Consider the following 11,883-nt stretch of genomic DNA (forward strand, 5'->3'; position numbering starts at 1 on the left):
GACGTTGGGCCGGAACTCCCCAACAAGCCTGCGGCGACCGGCTTTTCGCAGGGCGACCGGGGAGCCGCGCCTTGACGCGACCGGCTTTGGCGTCGGTGTCGTCCTCGGCGGGACGGGCGGCTGCTCTGTGCCTCCGCTGCACGGTCTGCAACCGGCTGCGCAGACTTGAGCAGTTCACCTCCCGTCCCGCGACCCGACCGAGACGGACCCCGGTACCGGCCCCGCCTACTGCCGCCGGTGGCCTGACGGTTCGGGTGCCGAAGGACTGCTGGGGCGTCGACGCCGCAGCCGGGCTTCGCACATGCCGGGCAAGCCGGCACCCTCCGCGACCTTGTGGATCACCTGTTCCCGCGTTACAACTCGTGCTGTCGATCAACGTGGAGGTTCCAGTGGACGTCAGCCGGATACGGTTCTCCCGCAGACACGCGCTCGTGGCCACGGCGGCGGGGTCGCCGGGGCGCAGGCGCTGGGGCAGGCGCCGGCGAGCGCGAAGTCGCAGCCACGCCAACAGCCGTTCCGCGTCAAGGGGTTGCGCGAGCCGGTGGAGTTGATCGAGGACCGGTACGGCGTGCCGCACCTCTACGCACGCAACGAGGACGACGTCTTCCTCGCGCAGGGCTTCAACGCGGCCCGCGAGCGGCTCTTCCAGATCGACCTCTGGCGCCGCCGCGGCCTGGGAAAGCTTGCCGAAGTGCTCGGCCCCGACCATGTACAGCAGGACCGGGCCACCCGGTTGTTCCTGTACCGCGGGGACATGGACACCGAGTGGGCCCGCTACTCGTCGGACGCGAAGAAGATCGCGGCCCGGTTCGTCGCCGGTATCAACGCATACCTCGACTGGCTCGACGCCCATCCGGACCGACTCCCCGACGAGTTCGGGCTCCTCGGCTACCGTCCGGCCCGCTGGGAGGCGGAGGACGTGGTCCGTATCCGCAGCCACGGCCTGACCCGCAACCTCACGGGCGAGGTCGAGCGTGCCCGAGTCGCCTGCGCCGCCGGGGTGGAGGCCGACCTCGTCCGTCAGGGGCTGCAACCGGACCACGAGGTGACCGTGCCGGACGGCTTCGACCCCTGCGCGCTGCCCGAGGACGTACTCAAGGTCTTCGAACTGGCCACCCGGAACGTGGAGTTCGCACAGGGGCAGGTCCGCACCACCGCCCGCGACCGAACCACCGAGGGCAGCAACAACTGGGTGATCAGCGGAGACCGCACCGACACCGGGCGACCGATCCTCGCCAACGACCCGCACCGCGCCTACTCCGCGCCCTCGCTGCGCTACCTGGCGCACCTGAGCGCGCCGGGGCTCGACGTCATCGGCGCGGGGGAGCCGGCACTCCCGGGGATATCCATCGGCCACAACGGCACCGTCGCCTTCGGTCTCACGATCTTCCCGATCGACCAGGAGGACCTCTACGTCTACGAGTTGGCCCCGGACGACCACCGCCGCTACCGGTACGGGGACGACTGGGAGTCGATGAAGGTCCTCCGCGAGCAGGTCGCCGTAAAGGGCGAGGACGCGCGCGCGGTCGAGCTCGCCTTCACCCGGCACGGCCCGGTCATCCACGTCGACGAGGAGCGGAACCTGGCGTACGCGGTGCGCACCGCGTGGCTGGAGCCGGGCATGTCCCCGTACTTCGGCAGCGTCGCCTACATGCGGGCACGCAACTTCGACGAGTTCACCGAGTCGATGCGCAACTGGGGCGCTCCCACGGAGAACCAGGTCTACGCCGACACGGACGGCAACATCGGCTGGGTCCCCGGCGGCCTGGCACCCAAGCGCGTCGGCTACGACGGCCTGCTCCCGGTGCCGGGCGACGGCCGCTACGAGTGGGACGGCTTCTACTCGGGCGACGACCTGCCGCGCAAGCTCAACCCGGACGCGGGGTTCTTCGCCACCGCCAACCAGTTCAACCTCCCGCCCGAGTACCGGGACATGGGGTTGGGCTACGAGTGGACCAACCCGTTCCGCCATCAGCGGATCGTGGAGGTCCTCTCCAAGCAGCGCAGGCACACCCTCGCCGACTCGCAGACGTTGCAGAACGACCAACTGTCCATACCGGCACGCCGGTTGACTGCCCTGCTCGCCGGCCTGCAGAGCAAAGACCCGGACCTGCGCCGCGCCCTGCGCCTGTTGCGCGAGTGGGACGCCGTCGAAGCGGCCGACTCGGGCGCGGCGGCGCTCTTCGAGGTGTGGCTCAGCAAGCACCTCGGCCCGGGGTTCGTACGGGCAGCGGTGCCGCAGGCCGCCGAGGTCATCGAGGACGCCGACACCCTCGTGCTGCTCGGCGAGTTGGAGAAGCCCGGCCGGTGGCTGCCGGACGAAGCGGCGCGCGACCGCCTGCTGCTGGACACCCTCGATGCGGCCCAGGCCGAGCTGCGCGACCGGCTGGGCCGCGGAGAGGCGTCCTGGGAGTGGGGCAAGCTCCACCACACCTTCTTCGGACACCCGGCGTCGGCGGCGTTCAGCGAGGACCAGCGGTCCCGCTTCGACGTCGGCCCGCTGCCGCGCGGCGGCTCCCCGGACACCGTCAGCCAGTCGTCGTACCGGACCAGCGACTTCCGGCAGACCAACGGGCCGTCGTTCCGGATGGTTTTGGACGTGGGCGACTGGGACTCCTCGGTGGCGGTGAACACACCGGGACAGTCCGGCAACCCGAACGACCCGCACTACCGCGACCTCGCCGAACAGTGGCGCACCGGCGAGTACTTCCCCCTCGCCTACAGCCGGGCCGCGGTGGAGCGCATCGCCGAGCGCCGCATGCTGCTGCTGCCTGCCCGGGACTGACCCGGGCGCCGCCCGTCGCCGCGGCCTTCGACCGGTCCCGTGCCCGAGTCGGGGCGCACGGAGACCGGCCGAAGGCCGCGGCAGGCGGTCCGTTCCCGGGTCCCGCTTTGTTCCTCCTGCCTCAGACGAAGAGCGAGATGAGCAGGGTCATGAGCAGGCCGCAGACGCTGACGAGGGTCTGGATCATCGTGTGGGACTTGGTGGCCTGGCCGAGAGTCATCCCGAAGGACTCCTTCACCAGCCAGAACCCGGCGTGGTTCACATAGTTGAGCCCGATCGAGCCGGCGCCGATCGCGACGACGAGCAGGGAACTCTCGACGCCTCCACCGCCTCCCGTCATGGGCGCGAGGATGCCCGTCGCCGCGACGATGCCGACGGTCGCCGAGCCGGTGGAGAACGAGAGGACCAGCGCCAGCAGCCACCCCAGCACCAGGAGGTTGAGGTGCGCGCCGGAAGCTGCGGTCTCGATCGCCTCGCCGATCCCGGAGTCCTCCAGCACCTGCTTGAAGGCGCCGCCGCCGGCGATGATCAGGATGATGCTGGCGATGGACTTGATGCTGTCGGTGAGCGACTCCCGCACGCGGTCCGAGGACATGCCGCTGCGGTAGCCGAGGACGAAGAGCGCGAAGAGGAAGCCGGCGAACATCGCGATCACCGGTTCGCCGAGGAAGTCGAGGACATGGCGGGTGGGGCTGGACTCGCCGAGCGACAGCTCCCCGATGGTGCGCAGCAGCATCAGCACCACCGGGACCATCAGGGCGGTGAGAGCCCAGCCGACGGGGACGCCCTTCGGCGCCGCCTCCGACGCGTCCGCTCCGGCCGACGAGCCGGACGGTGCGGCATCACCCTGCGTGAACTGGCCCACCAGCTCGTCGTCCGGGTAGACGGCGAGCCGCGGCGCGATCCAACGCCCGTAGAGCGGGCCGGAGATGACGACGGTCGGCACGGCGCACACCAGGCCGACGAGGATGGTGGTCCCCAGATCGGCGCCGAGTCCCTCCACGCCGATCAGCGGTCCCGGATGCGGCGGCACCATGCCGTGCAGGGTGCACAGCGCGGCGATCGCGGGGGTGGCGAGGTACACGTACGGCGAGCCCTTGATCTTGGGGCTGTGGCGCAGCCGCTGGGCGACGCTGAAGATCAGCGGCAGCAGCACGATGAGCCCGATCTCGAAGAACATCGGGATGCCGATGACGAACGAGGCCGCCGCCATGTACCAGGGCAGCGAGCGCTCGCCGGCACGATCGACGATCGTCCTCGCGATGCGGTCGGTGGCGCCGGAGTTGGCGAGCAGCCGCCCCAACATCGCCCCGAAGGCGAGCGTCACCCCGACATCGCCGAGTATGCCGCCGGCCCCTTCCTCGACGGATTCGGCGATCTCGCCGGTCGACTCTCCCGCGGCGAGCGCGACGCCGATCGAGACGAGCATCAGGGCGACGAAAGGATGGAACCGCAGCCGCGAGTTGATGAGCGTGATCAGCGCTGCGATGGCGGCGGCGAGTATGAGCAGCAGCGTCCAGGTGTGCCCCGTCATCGCCGACCTCGCTCTTCGGCCGCTCCGCCCGTGCCGCGCGGGGTGTCGGCCCCCGCGCCCGTGCGATGTCTGCCTTCGCGCCACGCTGCGCGGGGTGGTGCCATGGGGCTCTCTCCTGCTGTAACGGCTCGTCGTCTGTTCCGGCTGGGGAAGCTATCCGCCGCGTGCTGCGGCGCGACAGCATTCGTGCGCAACCCGCGAAAGCCCTGTTCTGCGGGTTCTGTGCGTTGTGCTCAGCCGGCCGCCTGGTGCGAGCACCGCTTCGCCTGCGGTCTACGGTGGGCCGGGTGAAACTCTGCGCACCTCTCCGCCGCCGGCGGACGACGCCTCCGGACGGGCTCGGGGCGAGGCCCCGTCGACTCCGGTTGCGGACGCAGACTCTGTTCCTCCAGTGGGCGGTTGTCGCCCTCGTCGTCTGCACGGCCTTCGGCGCCTTCGCCTACGACAGCGACCGGCGACTCGTGCGGGAGCACCAGCAGCGCGCGCTCGTCGTCGCCCGTACCGTCGCGGGCGAGCCGGCCGTACGCGAGGCCGCGGCGCACTGGTCGGCGGCGAACAAGCGGCCGGGAGGCGGTGCCCGCGGAAGCGGCGCCACTCTCGCAGGCACAGAGGTGCGCAACAGGGCCGAAGCGGTGCGCAGGTCCACCGGGTCGCTTTTCGTCGTCGTCACCGACGACGAAGGCATCCGGCTCGCGCATCCGGACACCGCCGAGTTGGGGAGGCGGGTGAGCACCAGCCCCTCGGCCGCGCTCTCCGGGCGGGAGGAACTCGCCAGGCACCGGGCCCACTTGGGGGAGGAGGTCGTCGCGAAGGTGCCGGTCAGGGCACCGGGGTCGCGGCAGGTGGTGGGGGAGGCCAACGTCGGCGTCTCCGCGTCGGCCGTGCGCGGGCAGCTTGTCCGGGTGCTGCTCGGCGGGCTGGGCTGGCTCGTCGCCGCGCTCGTCGTCGGCTTCGCCGCCTCCGCACTGCTCGCCCGCCGCTGGAAGAGGCTCACCCTCGGTCTCGAACCCGACCAACTCGCCGCGCTCGTCCAAGAACAGGAAGCGGTGCTGCACGGTATCGGCGAGGGGGTCCTCGCGCTGGACGCACGCGGCGTCGTCACCGTCGCCAACGACGAGGTGCGCGCGCTGCTGAGCTCCGCCGCCGTACCCGGCAGGCGAGTCGATGCCCTTGGCCTCACGGCGAGGGTACGGGAGACGATCGAGAAGGCCGACGGGCGGCCGGTGATGGCCGTCGTGGGGGAGCGGGTGCTGGTGCTCTCCGCACGCCCTGTCGAGAAGGACGGCAGGCACCTCGGCGCGCTGCTGACGGTCGCCGACCGGACCGATGTCGAGTCGTTGACACGGCAGTTGGACGCCGTGCAGACGATGAGTTCCGCGCTGCGCGCTCAGCGCCACGAGTTCGCCAACCGGCTGCACGTACTCTCCGGGCTGGTGCACGCGGGCAGTACGCGCGAGGCGTCGGAGTACCTCGACGCGCTGATCGGTTCCGGAGCGTTCGGCGAGTCCCTCCCGGCACTCGACTCGATCCAGGACTCCTCCCTGCGCGCCTTCCTCTTCGCCAAGGCGGCCTCTGCGCGCGAGCGCGGGGTGACGCTGGTCCTCGGCGGCGTGACCTGGGTGGAGGACCGGGTCTCCGCACCCGTCGACGTGACCACCGTGGTGGGCAACCTCCTCGACAACGCCATCGACGCCGCGCACGACGGCACTCGCCGCCCGCCCCGCGTGGAGGTGGAACTCATCGCGCAGGAAGCGGAGTTGCTCGTTACGGTCGCCGACAGCGGAGACGGGGTTCGCGCCGAGGTCGCGGACGACCTCTTCGCCGAGGGCGTCTCGACCAAGGACCAGGCACAGGTGCTCGGCGGGCGCGGCGTCGGCCTGCCGCTCATTCGCCAGATCGCGAGGGCGAGGGGCGGCGACGTCCGGCTCACCGAGCGCGGCTCCCCGCCAGCGGACGGACCGCGGCCGCCCGCCGAGCCGGTCGAGGCGGACCGCGTCACGGGCGGCGCGGTCTTCGTCGCGCGGCTCCCCGACGTGCTGGACCACACTCCGGAGGAGGACGCCGTGCCAGGCACCGCATGCGTCGCGCCTCGCCGCCCGCCGTCCGGCCGCGGTACGGGCCGGGCCGCAGAACCCGGAGGCGGTGCCGGATGAACAGCCGGACACCGCTGCGGGTGCTCTCCGTCGACGACGACTTCCGCGTGGCCGACCTGCACGCCTCGCTCGTGGACGAGACGCCCGGCTTCGCCTCGGCCGGCACCGCGCACTCGGCGGAGGCAGCTCTACGTGCGGTCGCCGAGGGTTCCGTCGACCTCGCCCTCGTCGACCTCTATCTCCCGGACCGTTCAGGGCTCGCGCTGCTGCACGAGCTGTGCTGCGACACCATGGTCCTCAGCGCGGCGGCCGAGGGTCGGGCGGTGCGTGCGGCGCTGTCGGCAGGCGCCCTCGCCTACCTCGTCAAGCCGTTCCCGCCCGCCGCGTTGACCGGACGGCTGCGCGCCTACGCGCGGTTCAGGGAGCTGACCGAGTCGGACGGCCTCGACCAGAGCGCGGTCGACCAGGCCCTCGACGCCCTGCGGGGGTCGGGGCGCGTCGGCGCCCAACCCGCTACGGCGCAGAAGGTCACGAGGCAACTCGTCCTCTCCGCCGTGGAGGAGGCGGCGGGGGCGCTCTCCGCGGGCGAGGTAGCGGCACACGTCGGCGTCTCCCGTGCGACCGCTCAGCGGTACCTCGCCGAAATGGTCGGCCGCGGGGTGCTGCGCATGCGCCTGCGGTACGACGCAGCCGGGCGGCCCGAGCAGGAGTACAGGCCCGTGTGACCGGGATCGACCGGCCCCCGGGGCCGGGCAGCCGGCCGTGGTGCGCGCACCTTTCGGCCGACTGCCGTTGGAACACCCGTCCCTCTGCCGGGTGTTCAACCGACCGGATCGAGCAGGCCGTCGAACGGATCCCGCAGCCGGTGCCACGCGTCACGTCCGGCTGCGTACTCGGCGTCGGTCAACAGGCAGGAGTCGAGCAGCTCTTCGAGGCTTTCGCCGTCGAGCCCGGGTGAGGTGAAGACGAGGTGCTGGCAGCGGTCGCCGTGTTCGGGGTGCCAGTCGAGGGACGCCGCGGCACGGCGCGCGGGAGAGGCGGTCTCCCAGGCCGCGTTCGGCAGCGAGGCGAGCCAGGAGCCGACCCGGCTCACGCACAGGGCGCCGCCGGCCGCTTCCCACGAGAGCAGGGTGTCGGGCCGGTCGGCGAGCCAGAAGCGTCCTCTGCTGCGGGTCGCCGCGCAGGTCAGGTCCTCCAGCGCCGTGTAGAGCCGCTCGGGGTGGAAGGGACGCCGACGACGCCATACGCGGGTGGCCACCCCGGCTTCGTCGGAGTGCTGGGGAAGCCGTGCGCACGACGGATGCTACGCGTCGGCGGCCGCTTCGACGTCGAAGTCGGCGAAGGCGGCACGGGCGAGTTCGGCCGAGTCGTTGGGCAACTGCACCGCGAGCGGGTGCAGTTGACGCAGGAGAGCCCGGTCCTCGGCGTCGGCCTCGCCGCCCGGCGCCAGCGCGAGGACCTGCGGGTACTCGACCTGGCGTGCCCAGGTGTCGGCGACGGTGCGCTGATCGGCCGCGGTGAGCCCGAGCCCGACGTCCAGCAGGTCGTCGCCGTTGGCGAGGCAGGGCAGGACGAGCGCCGGGTCCACCGCCGTGATGACGTTGGCGAGCCGCAGTGTGTCCCCGGCATGCGCGGCGATCGTCTCGGCCATCGCCTGTGGCTCGACCGCGTCCCACAGCTCGACGACGGCGAGGGTGTGCGCCCGCGCATCGGCGAGCAGCCCGAGCGCGGGGACGAGATCCTCGCGAACGGCGCAGCAGGCGCAGCCGTTGACGCGGGCGATGTCGTCGTGCGACACGGGGCCCACGGCGTCGCGCAGCGAGCGGTGGACCTTGCCGTCGTCGGTCGGGGAGAGGTCGTGGTGGAGGGCGATGCTGCCCGGCACCGAGAGCAGGAGCCGCTCCACGGTCGCCCGGCGCGCTTCAGCGTGCATCCCCGCGACGAGGACCACGGGGAGGGCGGAGGAACTCGGCATCACCGGCCTCCGCGCCGACCGTAGCGCCGCTCGAACCGCTCGACGCGTCCTGCGGTGTCCACGACGCGGGCCGCACCGGTGTAGAAGGGGTGGCTCGCCGCGGAGATCTCCACGTCGATGACCGGGTAGGTGTTGCCGTCCTCCCAGGTGATGGTCGTGTCACTGGTGCGCGTCGAGCGTGTGAGGAAGGCATGGCCTGCGGCCTTGTCGCGGAAGACGACCGGGCGGTACGGGGGGTGGATTCCGGGCTTCACGGGGGCTCCTTCGGGTTGTTGGATCAGCGTTCTTCGCGGAAGTCGACGTGCCGCCGGGCCACGGGGTCGAACTTGCGCAGGGTCAGCCGGTCGGGGTTGTTCCGCCGGTTCTTGCGCGTGACGTAGGTGTAGCCGGTGCCCGCCGTCGAGCGGAGCTTGATGAGCGGGCGGCTCTCGTTGCGTGCCATGCGCACACCCTAATGGAAATGGTTTTCATCTACAATGCCGGTGGTCGGTGCGCGGTGCGACGGTGCGAATCGAAGACGTCGCCCGCTCAACGCGGGCCTGCGGCCCGTCACTTGACGGTGGTCGCCTCGTTCCCGGTCAGGCAGCCTCGGGCAGTCCCCATACCTGGCGCAGCCTGTCGTCGGTGAGCACGTCGCGCGGAGTCCCCTCGGCGACGAGCCGCCCCTCCTGAAGCACGAGGCAGTGGTCCGCGCTGCGGGCCGCTGCCATGTCGTGCGTCGCCTGCACCACGGCGGCGCCGTCGGCTGCGGCCTCCGCGAGGACCGCGAGGATGGCGTTCTTCGCCCGTGCGTCGAGGCCGGTCGTCGGCTCGTCCAGCAGGAAGAGGTCGGGCTCCTGGGCCAACCCCTGGGCCACAAAGGCACGTTGGCGCTGCCCGCCGGAAAGCTCCCCGAGCTGCCTGTGGGCCAGGTCGCGGATGCCGAGCCGTTCCATCGAGTGCTCCACCACCGAGCGGTCGTGCCGGGTGAGCCGCCGCCACGGGCCCCGATGGGCCCAGCGGCCCATGGTGACGGCGCCACGGACGGTGAGCGGCAGTGAGTCCGGTACGGCGCTGCGCTGGACGACGAGGCCGGGGCGTACGAGAGCGCCGCGGGCCACGACGCCCGAGCTGTGCGGCAGCACACCCGCGACCACGCTCAGCAGCGTCGACTTGCCCGAGCCGTTCGGCCCGACGACCGCGGTGACCGCGGACTCCGGTAGCCGGGCGGTGAGTTGGCGCAAAACGGGGTGGCGCGGATAGCCGGCCTCCACGTTCCGCAGACGGACTCCGGCTTCCTCGATGAGCGGTGGCACGAACACCTCCAAGTTGTCATGACAATCATTTTCATTGTACTGTTCCGGCCCATGGAGTGGTTGACCGGCCCTTTCGAAGTGGCCTTCGTCCAACGGGCCTTGTGGAGCGGCGTCCTCGTCTCCCTGATCTGCGCCCTCACCGGGACATGGGTGGTGCTGCGCGGCATGACCTTCCTCGGGGATGCGATGTCGCACGGCATGCTCCCGGGGGTCGCCGCCGCCTCCCTCCTCGGTGGGAACCTGCTGATCGGTGCCGCGGTGAGCGCCGGGGTCATGGCCTGCGGGGTGACGGTCCTCGGTCGCACTCGCCGGCTCTCCCAGGACACCGGGATCGGCCTGCTCTTCGTCGGCATGCTGTCGCTCGGCGTGATCGTCGTCTCGCGCTCGCAGTCCTTCGCCGTCGACCTGACGGGGTTCCTCTTCGGCGACGTACTCGCCGTGCGGGAGGGCGAGTTGACCAACCTCGCGGTGGCGCTCGTGGTCACGGCGGTGGTCGCCGCCGTGGGGCACCGGGCGTTCCTTGCGCTCGTCTTCGACGAGCGCAAGGCCCACACCCTCGGGCTGCGTCCGCGGCTGGCGCACGCGGCCCTGCTCGGGCTGGTCACGCTCGCGATCGTCACCTCGTTCCACGTGGTGGGCACGCTGCTGGTCTTCGGGCTGCTCATCGCGCCGCCCGCCGCGGCGCTGCCGTGGGCCTCGCGGGTCCCTGCCGTCATGGCGGGGGCGGCGGTGTGCGGTGTGAGCGCGACGTTCCTGGGGCTGCTGCTCTCCTGGCACCTCGGTACCGCGGCCGGCGCGACGATCGCTGCGAGCGCGGTCCTCCTCTTTTTCCTCTCCGTGTCCGCCGCCGGAATCCGGGATCGGATCGGTGTGCGGAGACCCTTTGCCTCAGAACTCCGTAGTGAATGCGAGCCCGCAGCATGACGCGAAAACAGCAGAAAACCGTCCCCGCACTGGCAGCCGTTCTCGTGGTCGGTTCGCTTCTCGCCTCGTGCGCGGAGGGCGGCGGCCAGGAGGAGGGCGGTTCCAATTCCTCGTCCTCGGCGAAGCCGCACGGATATGTCGAGGGGGCGGAAGAGGCAGCGGAGCAGCAGTCGCGGCTCGTGCTGCGCGACGACGGAACGGGAGCGGTGAGCCTGCTGGACCTCGTGGAGGAGGACACTCGCAAGCTCGGCCGTGCGAAGGACGCCTCGGGAATGAGCACCGACGGCCGCTTCGCCTACGTCGTTTCGCCGAACGGTACCGGGGTCTTCGACGGTGGCTCGTGGATGGTCGACCACGGCGACCACGTCCACTACTACCGGGCGAAGGCGAAGGACCTGGGCCGGGTCGAGAAGAAGGAGGCGGAGCACGCTTTCAGCAGCCCGTCGCTCACCGCGCTGACTTTCGCCGACGGAACGGCGCGGTTGCTCGACCGGGCCCGGATGGAGAAGGGGAAGTTCAAGACGACGGCTGTGCTGAAGGACGCTCGAAAGGGACCCGTGGTCCCGTACGAGGACGTTGCGCTGGTGCCGGTCTCCGGCTCCGGTGGCCGCACGGTCGTCGAGGTCCGCGACACCAAGGGCCAGAAGAAGGAGCAACTGGACGAAGAATGCGCGGACTTGCAGGGAGCTGCCGAGACCCGCAGGGGCGTCGTCTTCGGATGCGCCGACGGCGCGCTCTTTGTCAGCGGGAAAACCGAGGGAAAGCTGAAGGCCGAGAAGATCCCCTTCCCCGACGATGTGAAGAAGGAAGAGCGTCCCGACAGCTTCAGCCACCGCTCACTCGGGACCACGTTGGCCGCGAAGGCCGGTGACAAGGGCGCCTGGCTGCTGGATGTGACCGAGCGCCGCTGGAAGCGGGTGGACTCGGGCCCGGTTGTCGCCGTGAACACGGCAGGCGAAGGCACCCCGCTGCTGGCCCTCGACAGGTCGGGGACGCTCACGTCCTACGACGCGGAATCCGGCAAGGAGTCGGCGAGCAGAAAGGTACTGCGCAAGCCGGTGCGCAAGGGCTCCGAGCCGGTCATCGAGATCGATGCGAACCGCGCCTACGTCAACGACGTGGACGCCAAGAAGATATACGAGATCGACTACGCCGACGATCTCCGCAAGGCCCGCACTTTCCCGCTCGACTTCGCGCCGACCGACATGGTCGAGACGGGCAGGTGAGTGCCGTGAAGAGGAGCAGAGCGAACCGGCCGGTACGCGTCAGGGCTTCCT

At 71.1% G+C, this 11,883-nt stretch carries 9 protein-coding genes and 1 pseudogene; 5 read left to right on the top strand and 5 right to left on the bottom strand.

What is annotated here, in order from left to right:
• Positions 1 to 541: 541 nt before the first annotated feature.
• A complete protein-coding gene (locus F603_RS31500; RefSeq protein ID WP_019544557.1) occupies positions 542 to 2,785 on the top strand; it encodes a penicillin acylase family protein in 2,244 nt (747 codons plus the stop codon).
• 121 nt (positions 2,786 to 2,906) lie between these two features.
• Here F603_RS31500 and F603_RS0103135 read toward each other — a convergent pair whose 3' ends face one another.
• Entirely contained in the window at positions 2,907 to 4,319 is a 1,413-nt protein-coding gene (locus tag F603_RS0103135; RefSeq protein ID WP_019544558.1) for a GntP family permease, read from the bottom strand.
• 365 nt (positions 4,320 to 4,684) lie between these two features.
• Between F603_RS0103135 and F603_RS31505 the strand changes: the two genes are divergently transcribed.
• Together F603_RS31505 and F603_RS0103145 are read left to right on the top strand one after the other, a co-directional pair.
• Entirely contained in the window at positions 4,685 to 6,472 is a 1,788-nt protein-coding gene (locus F603_RS31505; RefSeq protein WP_019544559.1) for a sensor histidine kinase, read from the top strand.
• Positions 6,469 to 7,137: a response regulator transcription factor gene (locus F603_RS0103145; protein ID WP_037955235.1), complete on the top strand. Its 669-nt coding sequence runs from the start codon at positions 6,469 to 6,471 to the stop codon at positions 7,135 to 7,137. The genes F603_RS31505 and F603_RS0103145 overlap by 4 nt, the downstream gene beginning before the upstream one ends.
• 95 nt (positions 7,138 to 7,232) lie before the next feature.
• On the opposite strand, the pseudogene F603_RS31510 reads toward F603_RS0103145, so the two are convergent.
• The 4 genes and pseudogenes from F603_RS31510 to aztA all read right to left on the bottom strand — a co-directional run bounded on the left by F603_RS31510 (position 7,233) and on the right by aztA (position 9,688).
• Positions 7,233 to 8,387, bottom strand: a pseudogene (locus F603_RS31510) (CobW family GTP-binding protein).
• Positions 8,387 to 8,641 (bottom strand): type B 50S ribosomal protein L31, encoded by a 255-nt coding sequence (locus F603_RS0103155; RefSeq protein ID WP_019544563.1) that lies wholly within the window; start codon positions 8,639 to 8,641, stop codon positions 8,387 to 8,389. The pseudogene F603_RS31510 and the gene F603_RS0103155 overlap by 1 nt, the downstream one beginning before the upstream one ends.
• A 23-nt stretch (positions 8,642 to 8,664) precedes the next feature.
• Entirely contained in the window at positions 8,665 to 8,829 is a 165-nt protein-coding gene (rpmG, locus tag F603_RS0103160; RefSeq protein WP_019544564.1) for a 50S ribosomal protein L33, read from the bottom strand.
• Between the two features lie 136 nt (positions 8,830 to 8,965).
• Positions 8,966 to 9,688 (bottom strand): zinc ABC transporter ATP-binding protein AztA, encoded by a 723-nt coding sequence (aztA, locus tag F603_RS0103165; protein ID WP_026328089.1) that lies wholly within the window; start codon positions 9,686 to 9,688, stop codon positions 8,966 to 8,968.
• A gap of 45 nt (positions 9,689 to 9,733) precedes the next feature.
• Here aztA and aztB point away from each other — a divergent pair, with 45 nt between their 5' ends.
• Both aztB and F603_RS0103175 read left to right on the top strand, forming a co-directional pair.
• A complete protein-coding gene (aztB, locus tag F603_RS31515) occupies positions 9,734 to 10,606 on the top strand; it encodes a zinc ABC transporter permease AztB (protein WP_037955134.1) in 873 nt (290 codons plus the stop codon).
• Positions 10,603 to 11,832, top strand: a complete 1,230-nt coding sequence (locus F603_RS0103175) for a hypothetical protein (protein WP_026328090.1) — start codon at positions 10,603 to 10,605, stop codon at positions 11,830 to 11,832. Before aztB ends, F603_RS0103175 begins: the two co-directional genes overlap by 4 nt.
• Positions 11,833 to 11,883: the final 51 nt, after the last annotated feature.

The organism is Streptomyces sulphureus DSM 40104 (assembly GCF_000381025.1).
GTDB lineage: Bacteria > Actinomycetota > Actinomycetes > Streptomycetales > Streptomycetaceae > Streptomyces > Streptomyces sulphureus.